This window comes from Actinosynnema sp. NPDC059335 (assembly GCF_042752395.1).
In the GTDB taxonomy this organism is placed as follows: domain Bacteria; phylum Actinomycetota; class Actinomycetes; order Mycobacteriales; family Pseudonocardiaceae; genus Actinosynnema.
This window is the reverse complement of the sequence record NZ_JBHYXZ010000035.1, coordinates 36,447-56,966: the sequence shown is the minus strand read 5'-3', so window position 1 is coordinate 56,966 and position 20,520 is coordinate 36,447. Positions and strand designations below refer to the sequence as shown.

Sequence of the window (20,520 nt, the reverse complement as noted above, 5' to 3'; positions counted from 1 at the left end):
CTCATCGGGACCGGTCCCGGTCTTCGAACTCGTCGATGTCCTCCTGGCTGAGGGTCACCAACGCCATGTCCGAGGGCGTGTGGCCGCCCGCGCCGGGCCGGCGCGCGTGGCGGACGAGCCCGGTCAGCGCCTCGGTCCAGGACCGGGCGAGGTCGCGCACCTCGTCCTCGGCGAACAGGCGACCGGGCCAGGACCAGGTCGCCCGCAGCACGCCCGCCAGCACGGCCGCGTCCACGGTCAGCGCGTGGGTGGCGGGCAGGTCCGGCGCGGCGGGCCGCACGCCGGCCGCCTCGGGGGCGAGCGCCCAGTCGCCGCCGGGCGCGCCGGCCCGGCCGAGGTAGTTGAACAGGATCTCCGGGCGGGGCAGGGCGGCCAGCGCCGGGCCGGTGTCCGGGTTGAGGTGGCGGAGCAGGCCGAAGCCGAGGCCGTGGTCGGGCACGGCGCGCAACTGCTCCTTGACCCGCTTCACCGCCTCCCCGGCCGCCCGGCCGCCGGCGCGGACCTCGGCGAACGGGACCGCGCCGGGGTCGAGCCGGACCGGGTGCAGCGTGGTGAACCAGCCGACCGTCCGCGACACGTCCAGCCCGACGTCCTCCCGGCCGTGGCCTTCCACGTCGACCACCACGGCGGTGCCGCCGCGCCGGCCGCGCCTGCGCCGCCACGCGTCGATCGCGACGGCCAGGCCGGTCAGCAGCACGTCGTCCGGCCCGGCGTGGAACGCCGCCGCGACCTCGCCGAGCAGGGCCGCGGTGACGTCCGGGGGCAGCTCGACGGACAGGGAGCGCGCCCCGTCGACCCGGTCGAGCGCGGGGTCGAGCGGGTGCGCCGCCAGCGCCGGACCGGGGTCGCGCAGGATGCCGGTCCAGAGGTCCAGTTCGGCGGTCCGGGCGGCGGACGTCGCCTGCTCGGCCAGGCGCTCGGCCCAGCGGCGCAGCGACGTGCCCACCGGCGCCAACGCGGGTGCGCCGGCCACGGCGGCGACCAGGTCGGGCACGAGGATGCGCCACGACACGCCGTCCACGACGAGGTGGTGCAGCACCAGCAGCAGGCGACCGCGGCGGCCGGGACCGGCGTCGAACCAGACCACCTCGACCATCCGGCCTTCGGCGGGGCGCAGCCGGTCCTGGGCCGCGTGCAGCTCGCGTTCCACGTCCGCCCCGGGGCCCACCCGACGCACCCGGTCCCGGACGTCCGCACCGGCCGGTGGCACGTGCGCGCCACCAGGGCCGACGACCAGCCGCAACGCGTCGTGGTGGTCGACCACCGCCCGCACCGCGGCCGTCAGCCGGTCCAGTCCGAGGTCGGCGGGGACGTCCAGCAGCAGCCACTGGCAGAACCGGTCCGCCGAGCCGGCCCGGTCGGCGAGCCACCGCATGATCGGCGTCGGCACCACGTCGCCCACGCCGACGTCCGGTGCCCGGTCGGCGTCCGGGGTCACCGCGACGGCCGCGAGGCCGGCGACCGTCTTGTGCTCGAACACGTCCCGGGGCGTGAGGTGCAGACCCGCCTCGCGCACCCGGCTGACGAGCTGGATCGACACGATGCTGTCGCCGCCGAGCGCGAAGAAGTCGTCCTCGACGCCGACGCGGTCGAGCCGGAGCACGTCGGCGAACACCCGCGCCAGGACTTCCTCGCGCGGGGTGCGCGGCGCGCGGTCCGACACCGCCGCGCCGAAGTCGGGCGCGGGCAACGCGTCGCGGTCCAGCTTCCCGTTGGCCGTCAGCGGCAGCGCGTCCAGCACGACGAACGCCGACGGCACCAGGTGGTCCGGCAGCGGCCCGGCCGCCGCGGCCCGCACCGACCCGACGTCGACCGCCTCGCCACGCGCCGCCACGAGGTAGGCCACGAGCCGCCGCCCGACCACGGCGTCCTCCCGGGCCACCACCGCGACCGCGCCCACGGCGGGGTGCCGGGCGAGCACGGCCTCGACCTCGCCCGGCTCGATCCGGAAGCCGCGGATCTTCACCTGGTCGTCCGAGCGGCCCAGGTACTCCAGTTCGCCGTCGCGGGTCCACCGCGCCAGGTCGCCCGTGCGGTACATGCGGGTGCCCGTCGGGCCGAACGGGTCGGCCACGAACCGGGACGCGGTCAGCCCCGGCCGTTCGAAGTACCCGCGGGCCAGTTGCGCGCCCGCCAGGTACAGCTCCCCCGCCACGCCGGGCGGCACCGGGTTCAGCGACGCGTCCAGCACGTACAGCCGGGTGTTCCAGCCCGGACGCCCCACCGGGACACCGCCCGGCGGTGTCGCGGTCCCCGGTTCGAGGCGCAGCTCCGTCGAGCCGACCGCGGTCTCGGTCAGGCCGTACTCGTTGACGACCACCGTGCCGGGGTGCCGCTCCCGCCACCCGCGCAGCGCCTCGCCCAGCAGCAGCTCACCGCCGATCACCAGCTCACCGGTCGGCGAGAACGCGTCGGGCAGCGACGCGAGCAGCGGCACGTGCGCGGGCGTCGCCTTGAGGAACGTGGGCCGCGTCAACCACGCCGGCGCGCGGCCGCCCACCGCCTCCAGCGGCGCGAGCTGCACGAACCCGCCCGCGGTCAGCGGGCCGAACAGACCCGTCACGGTCAGGTCGAACGCCACCGACGAGTGCACCAGGGACGAGCCGGCCAGACCGGGGTACCGGTCGCGCGCCCAGGCCAGGTAGTGGCTCAACGCGCGGTGCCCGACCGTGACGCCCTTCGGCGTGCCCGTCGACCCGGACGTGTACATGACGTAGGCGGGGTGGTCGGGCGTCGCCCGCTCGGCGTGCGCGGGGTCGTGCTCGGGCAGGCCGGCCAGGCTCCCGATCCCGTCCTCCAGGACGGCCACCGGCCGGGAGTCGGCGAGCATGAACCCGATCCGCTCGGCCGGGTAGCCGGGGTCGATCGGCACGTAGGCCGCCCCGGTCTTCAGCACCGCCAGCAACGCCACCACCAGGTCGGTCGACGGCGGCAGCGCGACGGCCACCAACCGCTCCGGACGCGCGCCCCGGTCGAGGAGGTGGTGGGCGAGGCGGTTGGCGCGGGCGTTCAGCTCCGCGTAGGTCAGCGACTCCCCGTCGCACACCAGGGCTTTCGCGTGCGGCGTGCGGCGGACCTGGGCCTCGAACAGCTCCGGCAGCGTGGCGTCGGGCACGGCGTGGGCGGTGTCGTTCCACTCGACCACGACGCGGTGCCGTTCCGCCGGGTCCAGGACGTCGATGCGCCCGATCGGCACGTCCCGGTCCGCGACCCCGGCCTCCAGGACGCGGACGAACCGGGCCAGCAGCGACGCGGCGGTGTCGTGGTCGAACACGTCGGCGTTGAACTCCAGCGACAGGTCGACCCCGCCGTGACCGGGCCGCTCCACCACGTACAGCGTGAGGTCGAACTTCGCGGTGCCCGGGTCGATCCGCTCCGGGGTGATCGCCAGGCCGGGCAGGTCCGGGGCCGGCCCGGTGGGTCCGGTGAACGCGAGCATCACCTGGAACAACGGGTGGTGCGCCAACGACCGCACCGGGTTCACCACCTCGACCAACCGCTCGAACGGCACGTCCTGATGCGCAAAAGCCGCCAGATCGACCTCACGCACCCGCCCCACCAACTCACCGAACCCCGGATCACCCGACGTGTCCGTCCGCAACACCACCGTGTTCACGAAAAACCCGACCAGGTCCTCCAACACCTCGTCCGACCGACCCGCCACCGGAGTCCCGATCGGGATGTCCGTGCCCGCACCCGACCGCGTCAACAACACCGCCAACGCCGCCTGGAACACCATGAACACCGTCACGTGCTCGTCACGGGCCAGCGCGGCGATGCGCCGGTGCAGGTCCGGGCCCAGCTCGCCGGGCACCGTCCCGCCCCGGTAGCCGCGGACCGGCGGGTGCGGGCGGTCGACCGGCAGCTCCAGCCGGTCGGGCAGCCCGCGCAACGCCTCGCGCCAGAAGTCCACCTGGTCGGGCAGGTCGCGCTGCCACAGCGCGTAGTCCGCGTACTGGACCGGCAGCGGTGCCCAGGCCGGCGCGGCACCCGTCAACCGGGCCCGGTAGGCGACGCCCACGTCCCGCGCCAGCGGTCCCAGCGACCAGCCGTCGCCGGCGATGTGGTGCAGCACCACGACCAGCACGTGCTCGTCCGGCCGCACCCGGAACACCACCGCCCGCACCGGCAGGTCCCGACCGAGGTTGAACCGAGCGCTGACCACGTCGTGGACCGCCGCCGGCAGATCGGCCTCGTCCACCTCCGCCAGTGGGACGTCGAAGCGCGGATCGTCCACCACGCGCTGGAACGGCACACCGTCGTCCTCGCCGACCACCGTCCGCAACGCTTCGTGCCGCGCCACCACGTCACCGAACGCGGCACGCAGGGCGTCAACGTCCAACGCGCCGCGAAGCCGCAGGACCAGCGGCACGTGGTAGACCGCACCGAGCCCTTCCAACCGGTCCAGGAACCACAACCGCACCTGCGCGAACGACAACGGCACCCGATCCGGACGCCGCCCCGCCACCAACGCCGGGCGCACCCCGCCCCCGGTGAACCGGCCCGCCAGGCGCGCCGGGGTGGGGGCCTCGAACAGGTCGCGGACGGACAACTCCGCGCCCAGCACGGACCGCACCCGCGACACCAAGCGCGTCGCCACCAGCGAATGCCCGCCCAGCGCGAAGAAATCGTCGTCCACACCGACCGACCCGACGTCGAGGACGTCGGCGAACAACCGGCACAGGATCTCCTCCTCGGGCGTGCGCGGTGCGCGTCCCGAGGTGGTGGCGTCGAAGTCCGGGTCCGGGAGGGCCTTGCGGTCGAGCTTCCCGTTACGCGTCAACGGCAACGCGTCCAGCACGACGACCGCCGCCGGGACCATGTGGTCCGGCAACGCGTTCTTCACGGACAACCGCAGGTCCACCGCATCGACGTCGCCGACCACGTAGGCGACCAACCGCTGCCCGTGTGCGACCACCGCCGCCTGCCCGACCGCCGGGTGCCTCACCAGGGCGGCCTCCACCTCCCCCGGCTCGATCCGGAACCCCCGGATCTTCACCTGATCGTCCGACCGACCCAGGTACTCCAGTTCACCGTCGCGGGTCCACCGCACCACATCCCCCGTGCGGTACATCCGCTCACCGACCGGGCCGAACGGGTCAGCCATGAATCTCTCGGCGGTCAGACCCGCACGCCCCAGATAGCCCCGCGCCAACTGCGGACCCGCCACGTACAACTCGCCCGCCACACCGGGCGGCACGGGATTCAACCCGGTGTCCAACACGTACGTCCGGAAGTTCGGCAAACCTCGACCGACCACGCTGACACCATCACCGGCGACCACGTGATGCGTGACGTGCACGGTCGCCTCGGTCAACCCGTACATGTTCACCAACACCGGACCAGCCGGATGACGCTCGAACCAGCCCGACAACCGGTCGAACCGCAACGCCTCCCCGCCGAACACCACATACCGCAACGAACCACCGGTAACCCCGGCCTCCACCAACCCGTAGAACGCCGAGGGCGTCTGGCTCAACACCGTCACGCCTTCCGCCACCACCAGATCCCAGAACTCCTCCGGCGACCGCGACACGTCGAACGGCACCACCACCAACCGCCCACCCGACGACAACGGCCCCCACAACTCCCACACCGAGAAGTCGAACGAGAACGAGTGGAACAACGACCACACATCGTCCACACCGAACTCGAAGTGCGCAGCAGCAGCGCTCAACAAAGCCACCACGTTCGCGTGCGACACCGGAACACCCTTCGGCGTCCCCGTCGAACCCGACGTGTAGATCACATACGCCACACCATCGGCGTGCAGTGGGCTCAGCCGGTCGGCGTCGGTCAAGTCGTCGTCCGGGAACCGGTCCAACCCGGCCACCGCGCCCAGGTCGTCCAGCACCACCGCCGGCTTGGCGTCGTCCAGCACGAACGCGATCCGCTCCGCCGGATAAGCAGGATCAACAGGCACATACCCACCACCCGCCTTCACCACCGCCAACACCGCCACCACCAGATCCAGCGAACGCGGCAACACCAAGGCCACCAAGGACCCCGGTCCGACACCACGCCCAACCAGCCACCGGGCCAACCGGTTCGCCCGAACGTTCAACTCCCCATACGTCAACGACTCGCCCTCGAACACCACCGCGACCGCCGAAGGATCACGCCGCACCCACGCCTCGAACAACGCCGGCAACGTCGCCGGCGGCACATCCCGCACCGGACCCTGCCACCCCCGAAGCACCCGCTCCCGCTCGGCCGCATCGAGCACATCGATCCGGCCCAGCGGCACGTCCGGGTCCGCGACCACCGCCTCCACGACCCGCAGCAGGCGACCGAGCACCGACCGGGCGGTGTCGTGGTCGAACAGGTCGGGCCGGTAGGCGAGCCGGAGCCGGAGATCGTCGCCCGGCAGCACGACCAGGGTCAGCGGGTAGTGGGCGGCGTCGCGGCCTCGCGCGTCCTCGACCCGGAGCCCGGCCAGACCGTCCCGGTCGACCGCCACCGGGTAGTTCTCGAACACGAAGTCGGTGTCGAACAGCTCGGCCACCCCGGCGAGCCGGTGCACCTCGGTCAGGCCCACGTGCTGGTGCGCGGTCAGCTCGGCCTGCTGGTGCTGCACGGCGCGCAGCACGTCGACCGCCGGCGCGGCGGGGTCCAGGCGCAGCCGCACGGGCAGGGTGTTGATGAACAGCCCCACCATCGACTCGACCCCGGCCAGCTCGGCGGGGCGGCCGGACACCGTCGTGCCGAGCACCATGTCGTCACGACCGGTCAGGCGGCCGAGCAGGACGCCCCACGCCGCCTGGAGCACGGTGTTCGGCGTCAGTTCGCGCAGCCGGGCGACCGCGGTCAGGCGGGCGGCGAGGTCGGCGGGCACCGTCACGGTCAGCTGCTCGGGGACCACCGCCGGCCGACCGGGGTCCGGCGGCGCGACGAGCGTCGGCCCGTCCACGTCCGCGAGCAGGTCGCGCCAGTACCGCCGCGTCCCCTCCAGGTCCTGTCCCGCCACCCACGCCAGGTAGTCGCGGTAGGGCGTGATCCTCGGCAGCCCCGCGTCGTCGCCGCCCGTGCGGTAGAGCGTGAACAGCTCGCGCGCCAGCAGCGAGTTCGACCAGCCGTCCAGCACCAGGTGGTGGCTCGTCATCAGGAACCGGAACCGACCCTCCCCCAGGCGCACCAGGGTGAACCGGGTCAGCGGCGCGCGGTCGGTGGCGAACCGGCGGACCCGGTCCGCCTCGGTCAGCCGTTCCAGCTCGGCTTCCCGGTCGGCGGCGGGCAGGCCGGTCAGGTCGTGCTCCGCCCAGGGAGGCTCGACGTGCCGCGCGACCACCTGCACCGGCCGGTCCACGCCCTCGGCCACGAACCCGGCCCGGAGGACGGCGTGCCGGCGCAGCAGCGCCGACGCGGCCGCCCGCAGCGCCCGGACGTCCAACCCGCCGATCAGGTCGACCGCCAGCTGCACGAGGTAGACGTCCACGTCGTCCTCGAACAGGGCGTGGAACAACAACCCTTCCTGCAACGGCGACAGCGGCAGGACGTCTTCGACGTCGTGCCACCGGGCCTCGATCCGGTCGAGTTCGGCCTGGGACAGGCGCACCAGCGGGAAGTCGGACGGCGTGGAGCCGCCCGCGCCCGGCTGCCGCGCCGCGGCGACGAGCCGGTCGAGGGCGCTGATCCAGTCGTCGGCCAGGGCGGCGACCTCGTCCTCCGACCACAGCCCGCCGGCCCACGTCCAGGTGGCGTCCAGGCGCGGCCCGTCCCGGTGCTCGCGCGTGACGACGGTGACCTCCAGGCCGTGCGCGAGGGGCATCCGCGGGTCCGCCGAGCCGGTCAGGAACGCCAGCTCGGGCGCGGCGGTCCAGTCGCCGACCGCGCCGTCGGACGCGGGCAGCCGACCGAGGTAGTTGAACCCGATCTGCGCCGGTGTCGCGCCGCCGAGCACGGCGGCGGCGTCGCGCGGGATCGCCCGCAGGGCCTCCTTGACCCGCTTCAACGCCACGAGCGGGTCGCCGGTCCCGGTCACGTCGAGCCGCACCGGGTGGATGCCGGTGAACCACCCGACGGTGCGGGTCAGGTCGGCGTCGCCGCCGTCCCGGCCGTGCCCCTCGACGTCGACCACGACCCCGTCCCCCACCCGGCCGGTGCGCCGCCGGCGGTGGGCGACCGCGATCGCCAGCGCGGTCAGCAGGACGTCCGGGACCGCGCCGCGCACCGCGGCGGGCACGGCGGTGAGCAGCGGTCTCGTCCGGGCGACGGGCAGCGTCACGGTCGTGGCGCGGGCGGTCACGACGACGTCGACCGCGCGGTCCAGGGCACGGTCGGTGAGCGGTTCGTCCGGGGCCGGCGGCTCCGGGGCCCGCCGGTCGGCCGCCGACCGCGCCCACCGGCGCACCGGGGTGGGCACCGGGGGCAGGCGCACCGGATTCCCGGTCGACAGGTCCCGCCACGCGTCGGCCAGGTCGGTGACCAGGATGCGCCAGGACACGCCGTCCACCACGAGGTGGTGGACGACGACCAGCAGCCGCCCGTGCTCCTCCGGGCCGGCGTCGAACCAGACCACCCGCAGCACTACACCCGAACCGGGGTCCAGCAGCGTGCCCGCCGACGCCGCGTGCTCGGCGTAGAGGGTGGCGCGGTCGGCGGGGTCGACGCCGGTGACGTCCACCCGGAGGACCAGGTCGTCCGCTCCGACATCGCCCACCGGGGCGATGTGCCAGGTCGGGTCGCCGGCGTCCGGGCGGGTGAAGCGGGACCGCAGCGCGTCGTGCTGGTCGAGCAGGGCCTGGACGAGCGTCACGAGCCGGCTCCGGTCCAGGCCGCGCGGCGTGGCCAGGAAGACCGACTGGCTGAGCCCGTCGACGTCGCCGCCGTGCTCGTACAGGGCGCGCATGATCGGCAGCAGGGGCGTGTCGCCGACCGCCGCCTCGTGCACGTCGTCCGACCGGTCCGCGACCCGTGCCAGCTCGGCCACGGTCCTGTGCTCGAACACCTGCCTGGGCGTGAGGCGCAACCCGGCCCGGCGGGCCCGGCTCACGAGCTGGATCGACACGATGCTGTCGCCGCCCAGGGCGAAGAAGCTGTCGTCCACGCCGACCGAGTCCAGCCCGAGCACTTCGGCGAAGAGACCGGCGAGGATTTCTTCCTGGGGTGTGCGCGGCGCGCGTCCCGGCGCGGTGCCGGTGAAGTCGGGGGCCGGGAGCGCCTTGCGGTCCAGCTTGCCGTTGGCGGTCAGGGGCAGGTCGTCCAGCACGACCAGCGCGGCCGGGACCATGTGGTCCGGCAGCCGCTCCGCCAGGTGCTCCCGCAGGGCGCGGGTGAGTTGGGCGGGCGTGTACCAGGGTTCCCGTGACGTGGTGGGTGGTTCCTGTTCGGTGTCGGTCGAGGTGCGGGTGGCGTAGAGCTGGTACATGCCCGTGCCTTCGAGGCCGTGCGGGATCTCGGTCGCCACCCGGAAGCCGTGGGATTCGAGCAGGGTCGTGACGGTGGCGAGTCGGCCGTCGATGTCGTGCACCTCGGCGACGACCTGCCGGATGACGGGCCAGTGCCGGGGCTCGACACCCCGCAACACGTCCAGCTCACCCTTCTCCACGTCGATCTTGAGCAGGTCGACGTGCGCGATCCCGTGCTCGTCCATCACCTGTGACAGCGTGCGCAGCTCCACGTCCACCGGCACGCCGTCCAGCCGCTGCTCCAGCACCTCGCCGACCGCGTCGGCCAGGTCGTCACCGCGCTCGTTGCCGATCACCCGCCGCAGCGTCTCCCGGTCCGCCTCGCTGTCGGCGAACCGACCGGACATCAGCGACATCTCCGGGTAGTACGTGAACTCCGCACGCCCAGGCGCGTCCGCCAGCGCACACGTCGTCACCGTCGCGTCCACACCGTGCAGGAACGCGTTCACCCGATAGAACTCCGCCGACTCCGGCATCGGCTCGAACGCGAACACCCGCACACCCCGCGCCACCGAACCCACCAACAACGAGAAGAACCCCACGTGCCCACCGACATCCAGAACGACCGCGCCGTCCCCGACCACCACACCCGCACGCAAATACCCATTGCGCACGAACACCTCATCGAACAAATACGCCATGTTCGACCGGTTCCGACCCGCGACGACCATCCCGTTCGGCAACTCGTGCAAGTCCACACCGGACAGACGACCGGCCGACTCCAACTCCCGAAACCGGACCACCGCCGGAGCCGCCACCGGATCCACCACCACATAACCCACCAACCGACGACCCACCACGGCGTCCTCCCGCACCACCACAGCCGAACGCCGCACCGCGGCATGCCCACCCAACACCGACTCGACCTCACCCGGCTCGATCCGGAACCCACGGATCTTCACCTGGTCGTCGGACCGGCCGACGTACTCCAACCGGCCCTCGTTCCAGCGCACCAGATCACCGGTCCGGTACATGCGCGCGCCCGCCGGGCCGAACGGGTCCGCCACGAAACGCCCGGCGGTCAACCCGGGACGCCTCAAATACCCCTGCGCGAGCTGAACACCCGCGATGTACAACTCCCCCACCACACCCGGCAACACCGGAGCCAACCCGCCATCCAACACGTAAACCCGCGTGTTCCACACCGGAGAACCGATCGACACCACCGACACACCCCGCTCGACCCGAGCGGCGGTCACATCCACAGCCGTCTCCGTCGGCCCGTACAGGTTGTGCAACGGCACGTCCAACACCGAGTGGAACTCGTTGGCCAGCTCGGGCGACAACGCCTCACCACTGCACACCACCAGCCGAAGGGTTGTGCAATCCCCCGCGCCAGGCTCGCCCAGGAAAGCCCCGAGCATCGACGGCACGAAGTGCAGCACCGACACCCGCTCCCGCCGGATCACCTCCACCAAATACGCCGGATCCCGGTGCCCCTCCGGCCGGGCCACCACCAACACCGCACCGGTGATCAACGGCCAGAACAACTCCCACACCGACACGTCAAACCCGAACGGCGTCTTCTGCAACACCCGATCCACCGACGACAACCCGAACTCACCCTGCATCCACAACAACCGGTTCACCACAGCCCCATGCCCCACCACCACACCCTTCGGCACACCCGTCGAACCCGACGTGTAGATCACGTAAGCCGGAGAGTCACCCGTCAGCGGCGCACGCCGGTCGGCGTCCGTCAGATCCGCACCCGACAGATCCCCACCGAACTCCACGCCGTCCAGCACCACCACCGGCTCCGCGTCGGCCAGCAAGAAGTCGATGCGCTCGCGCGGATAGTCCACGTCGATCGGCAGATACGCACCACCGGCCTTCAGAACGCCCAACACCGCCACGACCAACTCGACCGAGCGCGGCAACCGCACCCCCACCACAGAACCCGCACCAACCCCCAAACCCACCAAATAACGCGCCAACCGATTCGCCCGCACGTTCAACTCCGCGAACGACACCGACACACCCTCGAACACCACCGCAACACCCGAACCCGCAACCCGAACACGCTCCTCGAACAAACCCACCAACGACACAACAGGCACATCACGAGCCGTGTCATTCCACGACACCAACACCCGATCCCGCTCACCCGCACCGAACACGTCCACCCGACCCACCGGCATCCCCGGATCGGTGGCCATCGCCTCCAGCACCCGGGACAACCGGTCGAGCACGGCGCCGGCGAACCGCCGGTCGAACAGGTCGGGCCGGTGGATCAGCCGGAAGCTCAGCCCTTGGTCCGGGTGCGCCACCAGGCTCATCGGGTAGTGCGCCGCGTCCTGGCCGTGGTAGCCGGTGACGCGCAGGTCGGGGCCGAGGTCCACCCCGTCGGCCGGGCCCACCGGGTAGTTCTCGAACACGAAGCTGGTGTCGAACAGCTCGTCGGCCCCGGCCTCCCGCAGGACGTCGGCCAACGCCAGGTGCTGGTGGCTCGTCAGCTCGGCCTGCTGCTCCTGCACCCGGTCCAGCACGTCGGCCAGCGGGGTCGCCGGGTCCAGCCGCAGCCGCACCGGCAACGTGGTGATGAACAGGCCGATCATCGACTCGACGCCCGCCAGCTCGGCGGGGCGGCCGGACACCGTCACGCCGAGCACCACGTCCTCGCGCCCGGTCAGGCGGCCGAGCACCACGCCCCACGCCGCCTGCAACAGGGTGTTGAGGGTGATCCCGCGTTGCCTCGACACGGCGGTCAGCCGCGTGACGAGGTCTTCGGGCACGGTGACGGTGACCTCGTCCGGTACGACCGCCGCCCGTGCGGTGTCCGGCGGCGCGACCAGCGTCGGCCCCTCCACACCGGCCAACACCTCGCGCCAACGCCGACGCGCCTCCTCACGGTCCCGGCCCGCCAACCACACCAGGTAGTCCCGGTACGGCGTGACGGGGGGAAGCGTGCTGTCGTCACCGCCGGTGAGGTAGAGGGCGAACAGCTCCCGCGCCACCAGCGGGCTCGACCAGCCGTCCAACAGGATGTGGTGGTTGGTCATCATCAGCCGGTAGCGGTCTGCGCCCAGCCGCAGCAGCGTGAACCGGACCAGCGGCGCGCTGCCCACGTCGAACCGCCGCGCGCGATCGGCGGCGACGATCCGCGCCGCCTCCGCCTCGGCGTCCACTTCGGACAGGTCGTGTTCCCGCCACGGCACGTCCACGTCCCGCAGCACCACCTGGACGGGGTGCCCGACTCCGTCGTACGCGAAGGCGACCCGGAGGTTGGCGTGCCGCCGCACCAACGCTTCCGCCGCCGCGCGCAGCGCGGGCACGTCCACCCGACCCCGCAGGTCCACGGCGAGCTGCACCACGTAGACGTCGGGCCCCTGCTCGTCGTACAGGGCGTGGAACAACAACCCTTCCTGCAACGGCGACAGCGGCAGCACGTCCTCGATCCCCTGCCAGCGCGCCTCGATCGTGTCGACCTCCGCCTGGGACAGGTCGACCAGCGGCAGGTCCGACGGCGTGCGGCCGGCCACACCGGGCTGCCGCGCCTGCTCCACCAACGCGGTCAGCGCGTCGGTCCAGGCACGGGCCAGGGCGCGGACGTCGTCCTCGGCGAACAGCCCTTCCGGCCACGACCAGTCCGCCCGCAGCACGCCGTCCCGTACGATGGCGTTGATCGACAGGGCGTGCGTCGCCGGGAGGTCCGGCGGTGCCGCTCCCACGTCCGCGTCACGGGCGAGCGACCAGCCGCCGACGTCGGCCACGTCCGCGCGACCGAGGTAGTTGAAGACGATCTCCGGCGTGCCCGCGGCCGTCAACGCCTCGGCGGTAGCCGGGTTGAGGTGCCGCAGGAGGCCGAACCCGATGCCGTGGTCCGGGATCGCCCGCAGCTGCTCCTTGACCAGCTTGACCGCCGCGCCGGGCCAGGCGCGACCCGCGTCCAGCCGGACGGGGTGCAGGGTGGTGAACCACCCGACCGTGCGCGACACGTCCAGCCCGAGGTCCGCGCGGCCGTGCCCCTCCAGGTCCACCACCACCGGACCCTCACCACGCCACTCGCGGACGGCGACCGCCAGCCCGGTCAGCAGCACGTCGTCCACCCCGGCGTGGAACAACGCCGGCACCTCGCCCAGCAACGCCCCGGTGACCTCGACCGGCACCTCCACCGACACCGACCGCACCCGGTCCGCGCGGTCCCGTTCCCGGTCCAGCGGACGGGCGGCGAGCAACGGCCCCCGGTCGGCCAGGATCCCCGTCCACAGCGGCAGCTCCGCGACCCGCGCCGCGGCTTCCGCCGCCACCCGCTCCGACCAGCGCCGGAACGACGCGCCCACCGGGGCCAACGCCGGGGTCGCGCCGTCGCGGACGGCCCGCCACGCGGCGGCCAGGTCGGGCAGCAGGATCCGCCACGACACCCCGTCCACCACCAGGTGGTGCAGCACCAGCAGCAGCCGACCGGGCGCGTCGGGACCGGCGTCGAGCCACACCACCTCGACCACCCGGCCCTCGGCCGGGGACAACCGGTCCTGCGCCGCGTGCAGCTCGCGTGCCACGTCACCGCCGACGACCCGGCGCACCCGTTCCCGCGCGTCCACCGAACCGACCGGCCGCACCGTCGGCGTCCCGTCACGATCCACCACCAGCCGCAGCACGTCGTGGTGGTCGAGCACGGCCCCCACCGCCGCCGTCAGCCGGTCCAGGCCCAGGTCGCCGGGCACCTCCACCAGCAGCCACTGGCAGAACCGGTCCGCCGAACCGCCCTGCTCGGCCAGCCACCGCATGATCGGCGTCGGCACGACCTCGCCCACGCCGACGTCCGGCACGTGCTCGGCCTCGTCGTCCAGCGCCACCGCCACGGCCGCCAGACCGGCCACCGTCTTGCGCTCGAACACCTGCCTCGGCGTGATGCCGACCCCCGCCGCACGCGCCCGGCTCACCAACTGGATCGACACGATGCTGTCCCCGCCGAGGGCGAAGAAGTTGTCGTCCACCCCGACCGAGTCGAGGCCCAGGACGTCGGCGAACAGCCGGCACAGCACTTCCTCGCCCGGTGTGCGCGGTGCGCGTCCCGAGGTGGTGGCGTTGAAGTCCGGGTCCGGGAGCGCCTTGCGGTCGAGCTTCCCGTTGTCCGTCAACGGTAACGCGTCCAGCACGACGACCGCCGACGGCACCAGGTGGTCCGGCAACGACTCCGCCACGAACTCGCGCAACTCCGCCGACTCGACCTGACCGACCACGTAGGCGACCAACCGCTGCCCACGCGCGACCACCGCCGCCTGCCCGACCGCCGGGTGCCTCACCAGGGCGGCCTCCACCTCCCCCGGCTCGATCCGGAACCCCCGGACCTTCACCTGATCGTCCGACCGACCCAGGTACTCCAGTTCACCGTCGCGGGTCCACCGCACCACATCCCCCGTGCGGTACATCCGCGCACCGACCGGGCCGAACGGGTCCGCCACGAACCGGCCGGCCGTCAACCCGGCACGACCCAAATACCCCCGCGCCAACTGCGGACCCGCCACATACAGCTCACCCGCCACACCGGGCGGCACCGGGTTCAACCCGAAGTCCAACACGTAGGTGCGGAAGTTCGGAAGGCCCTGGCCGATGACACTGGCACCGCCGCCCGTCACCACGTGATGTGTCACGTGCACGGTCGCCTCAGTCAACCCGTACATGTTCACCAACACCGGACCAGCCGGATGACGCTCGAACCAGCCACCCAACCGGTCGAACCGCAACGCCTCCCCGCCGAACACCACATACCGCAACGAACCACCGGTAACCCCGGCCTCCACCAACCCGTAGAACGCCGACGGCGTCTGACTCAACACCGTCACGCCTTCCGCCACCACCAGATCCCAGAACTCCTCCGGCGACCGCGACACGTCGAACGGCACCACCACCAACCGCCCACCCGACGACAACGGCCCCCACAACTCCCACACCGAGAAATCGAACGAAAACGAGTGGAACAACGACCACACATCGTCCACACCGAACTCGAAGTGCACAGCAGCAGCGCTCAACAAAGCCACCACGTTCGCATGCGACACCGGAACACCCTTCGGCATCCCCGTCGAACCCGACGTGTAGATCACATACGCCACATCGTCCACATGCGACCGACCGCGCTCGACATCGGTCAAATCCGCGCCCGACACGTCCACCCCGTCGAGGAACGCGAGATCGTCCAGCACCACCACCGGCTTGGCGTCGTCCAGCACGAACGCGATCCGCTCCGCCGGATAAGCAGGATCAACAGGCACATACCCACCACCCGCCTTCACCACCGCCAACACCGCCACCACCAAGTCCAACGAACGCGGCAACACCAAAGCCACCAACGACCCCGGTCCGACACCACGCCCAACCAGCCACCGCGCCAACCGATTCGCCCGAACGTCCAACTCCCCATACGTCAACGACACACCCTCGAACACCACCGCGACCGCCGAAGGATCACGCCGCACCCACGCCTCGAACAAGGCCGGCAACGTCGCCGGCGGCACATCCCGCACCGGACCCTGCCACCCCCGAAGCACCCGCTCCCGCTCGGCCGCATCGAGCACATCGATCCGCCCCAACGGCACGTCCGGGTCCGCGACCACCGCCTCCAGCACCCGCACGAACCGGTCGAGCACCGACTCGGCCGTGCCCGGGTCGAAGATGTCGGTGCTGTACTCCAGCGCGAGGTCGATGCCGCCGGTCTCGTGCTCGGTGACGTAGAACGTCAGGTCGAACTTCGCCGCGCCCAGGTCGGTGTTCTCCGCCGTCACGGTGACGTCGCCCAGGTCGGCGCTGATCCCGGCCGGGTGGCCGGCGGCCAGCATGACCTGGAACAGCGGGTGGTGCGACAGCGACCGCTCGGGGTTGAGCGCCTCGACCAGCCGCTCGAACGGCACGTCCTGGTGCGCGTACGCGGCCAGGTCGGCCCGGCGCACCCGCGCCAGCAGGTCGCGGAACGCGGGGTCGCCGGACGTGTCGGTCCGCAGCACGAGGGTGTTGACGAAGAACCCCACCAGCCCGTCGAGGACGCCTTCCCCGCGCCCGGCGACCGGGGTGCCGATCGGCACGTCCGTGCCCGCGCCCAAGCGGGTCAGCAGCGCGGCCAGGGCGGCGTGCAGCACCATGAACACGGTCGCCTGCCCGTCGCGGGCCACCGCGCCGATCGCCCGGTGCAGCGCGGCGTCCAGCTGCCGGGTGGCGGTGCCGCCCCGGTAGTCGCGCACGGCGGGTCGCGGCCGGTCGGCGGGCAGGTCGAGGCGTTCGGGCAGGTCCGCCAGCTCGCGCCGCCAGAAGTCCAGTTGCCCGCGCAGCAGGCTCGTCGGGGCGTCGTCGTCGCCGAGGAGTTCCCGCTGCCACAGGGCGTAGTCCGCGTAGCCGACGGGCAGCGGCTCCCAGTCGGGGGCCTTGCCGTCGGCGCGGGCGCGGTAGGCGGCGGTGAGGTCGCGCACGAGCGGGGTCAGGGACCAGCCGTCGCCCGCGATGTGGTGCACCACCATCACGAGCACGTGCTCGTCGGCGTCGACCCGGAACAGGGCGGCCCGCACCGGCAGGTCCGCGGTGAGGTCGAACCGGGTCCGCACGACCGAGTCGACCGCCGGTCCCAGCGCGGCGCGCGTGGTGGGGGTGACCGCGAGCGGCGGCCGGGTGTCGTCCAGGACGCGTTGGTGCGGTTTGCCGTCCACCTCGGCGAACACCGTGCGCAGGCTCTCGTGCCGCCGCACGAGGTCGGCCAGGGCGGACTCCAGGGCGGGCACGTCGAGCCGGCCGGTGAACCGCAGCACGAACGGCAGGTGGTAGGCCGCGCCGAGGTCTTCCAGCCGGTCCAGGAACCACAGGCGGGACTGCGCGAACGACAGCGGCACGAGGTCGGGGCGCGGCCGGGCGACCAGGTCGGGGCGGGCCGTGACGTCGCCGAGGCCCGCCGCGATGCCGGCGACGGTCGGCGACTCGAACAGCTCCCAGATGGACAGCTCCGCGCCCAGCACGGCGCGGACCCGGGACACGAGCCGCGTGGCGAGCAGCGAGTGCCCGCCCAGCTCGAAGAAGTTGTCGTCCACGCCGACCCGGTCGAGGCCGAGGATCTCGGCGAACAGGTCGCACAGGACCTTCTCCCGCGGTGTGGCCGGTTCGCGCCCGGTGTCGTCGCCGACGAACTCCGGCGCGGGCAGCGCCCGGCGGTCCAGCTTGCCGTTCGCGGTCAGCGGCAGCGCGGCGAGCACGCGGCCGCGGGCGCGAACATTGTGGTGCGGCCGGCGGCCGGCGGCCACCGGCGCCCGCGCGACCACGTCGACCAGGCGGCCGCCGGCGGGCACGACGTAGGCGACGAGCTGCTTGCCGCCGGCGGCGTCCCGCGCCACGACCGCGACCTGGCCCACGGCGGGGTGGCGGCCCAGCACCGACTCGACCTCGGCCGGTTCGACCCGGAACCCGCGGATCTTGACCTGGTCGTCGGCGCGGCCGAGGAATTCCAGCTCGCCGCGGCGGTTCCAGCGCACCAGGTCGCCGGTGCGGTACATGCGGGTGCCGGCGGGCCCGAACGGGTCGGCGACGAACCGGGACGCGGTGAGGCCGGGGCGCTTGAGGTAGCCGCGGGCCACCTGCACGCCCGCGACGTACAGCTCGCCCACCACGCCCGGCGGCACGGGCGCCAGACCGGTGTCGAGCACGTAGGCGCTGGTGTTGTCGATCGGGGTGCCGATGGGCGCGAGGTCGGGCCAGTCGGCCACGTCGAGGGGCAGCGTGTGCGCGGTGACGACGTGGGTCTCGGTCGGGCCGTAGTAGTTGTGCAGGCGGCGGCCGGGCACCAGGGCGTAGAAGTCGCGGACGGCCTGGCCCAGGCCGAGCGCTTCGCCCGCCTGGAGCACGTCGGTGAGGTCGGGCAGGCGTCGGCCGGTCGCGGCGGCGGCCTCGGCCAGGCCCTCCAGCACGGGGTTCGGCGCGTACAGCTCGGCGGTGCGGTGGGTCTCGAACCAGGCGGCCAGCCGGTCCAGGTCGAGCCGGGTCTCGCTGTCGGTCACGACGAGCGTCTTGCCGTACAGCAGGGCCGACAGGATCTCCTGCGCGGCGGCGTCGAAGCTGAGCGCCGCGAACTGGGCGGTGCGCAGGTCGGGGCGGTCGGTGGGGAGGTTGCGCGCGTTCCACGCCATGAGGTTGGCCAGGGCGACCGCGGGCAGGCTCACGCCCTTCGGCCGGCCCGTCGACCCGGACGTGTAGATCACGTAGGCGGGGTGGTCGGGGAGCAGTGGTGTGAGCCGGTCGGCGTCGGTGAGGTCGTCGCCCGGGTAGCGGGCGAGGTCGGCGGCGGTCGCGTCGTCGTCCAGCACCACCGCGCCCGGCACGGCGGTCCGCGCGGCGGCCAGCACCACCACGGGTTCGGCGTCGTCCAGCATGAACCGGACGCGGTCGGCCGGGTAGGCGGGGTCGATCGGCAGGTACGCGCCGCCCGCCTTCAGCACCGCCAGGGTCGCGATCACCAGGTCGGGCGACCGCGGCAGCAGCAGGCCCACCAGGTGCTCCGGGCCGACGCCGAGGTCGACCAGCCGCCGGGCCAGCCGGTTGACGCGTGCGTTGAGGTCGGCGTAGGTGAGCGAGCGGTCGCCGAACACCACGGCGGCGCGCGTCGGGGTGCGCGCGACCTGGGCCTCGAACAGCTCGGGCAAGGTGGTCGTGGGCAACGGCACGGCGGTGTCGTTCCACGCCACGAGCACCCTGGCCCGCTCGTCCGGGTCCAGCAGGTCGACGCGGCCGAGCGGCACGTCCGGGTCGAGCCGCACCGCGGCCTCCAGGAACGACAGGAAGCGCGTCTCGTGCCCGCGCATCTCGTCCTCGCCGTACAGGGCGTTGTTCCAGCCGAGGTCGAGCCGCAGTCCCGCGCTCGTCGGCTCGCCGTAGGCGACCACGGCGAAGTCGTCCACCGGGCCGTTGGACACGCCGTGGATCGTCGCCTCGCACGCGCCGAAGCGGAGGTCCTGGCCGAACGCCATCAGGTTCACCGACGGCCCGAACGGCATCACCTCGTTGGCCGGGACGCCCAGGTCGCGGCGGATCTCCTCGTAGCGGTAGCGCTGGTGCCGCAACGCCTCCCGCATCCGCGCCGCCGTGCGGGCGGTGGCCTCGGCCAGGGTGTCGGCGGGGTGCAGGGGCACGCGCACCGGGACGACGTTCGACATCATCCCCGGCACCGACCGCGCGCGGCCGCCCACCCGGGCGACCACCGGCAGCTCCACCACGGTCTCGGGCGAGCCGGTCATGCGGGCCGTGTACGCGGCGACGGCCGTGGTCAGGACGGCGGACCAGCGCGTGCCGACGGCCCGGCCGACGGCCTGGAGCCGGGCCGCGCCCTCCCCGGACAGCGCGGCCGCGTGGTAGACCGAGGACCGCGCCCTGGTCGGCTTGCGGCCGGCGAGGTTCGTCGGGTCGGCCCGGTCGCGCAGCCGCTCGACCCAGTAGCGCCGGTCCTCGGCGAACCGGTCGGACGCGCGGTACGCGCGGTCCTCCTCCAGCAGCGCCGAGAACGGCGGGAACGGGCCGACGTCCGGCGTGCCCGTGCCGGTGATCGACGCGTACACGCTCGCCGCGCGCCGCACCAGCAGCAGGCCGCTGAACCCGTCGGCGGCGATGTGGTGGGTGCGGTAGTACCAGAGGACCCTGGTGTCGGACAGGCGGAACAGGGCGGTGGCGAAGATCGGGCCGGCGGCCAGGTCGGCGGGCCGCGCCACGTCCGCCTTCATCATCGTCACGGCGGCGGACACCGGGTCGGGCTCGTCGCCGACGTCGATCACCGGGACGGGGAAGTCGTCGCGCGGCTCGATCACCTGGTGCGGCTCGCCGTCCCGCTCGCCGAACCGGCTGTGCAGGCACTCCAGCTCCGCCATCGACCGGCGGACGGCCTCCGCGAGCGCCCCGACCCGCACCGCGCCCCGCACGTCGACGTAGGACCCGATGTTGAACCGCTGCGGCTCCGGGTCCAGCTCCTGGGCGAACCAGATGCCGCGCTGCGGCACCGACAAGGGCAGGTGGAGGCCGGCGGGTCGAGCCACTGTGTGTTCCCCTTTTTCCGATCTCGGTCCGTCACGCCCGACTTCGGCGCGTTGTCCGGTTCACGCCGAAAAGCGTTGACGGGCGTGTCGCCGAGCACCGGGAAGCGGTCGTTAAT

The 20,520-nt window shown here is 73.1% G+C and carries 1 protein-coding gene; it reads right to left on the bottom strand.

The genetic code is table 11. The features are described from left to right. Position 1 precedes the first annotated feature (1 nt). Positions 2 to 20,404 (bottom strand): non-ribosomal peptide synthase/polyketide synthase, encoded by a 20,403-nt coding sequence (locus ACFXGA_RS13750; RefSeq protein ID WP_378087583.1) that lies wholly within the window; start codon positions 20,402 to 20,404, stop codon positions 2 to 4. Positions 20,405 to 20,520 lie beyond the last annotated feature (116 nt).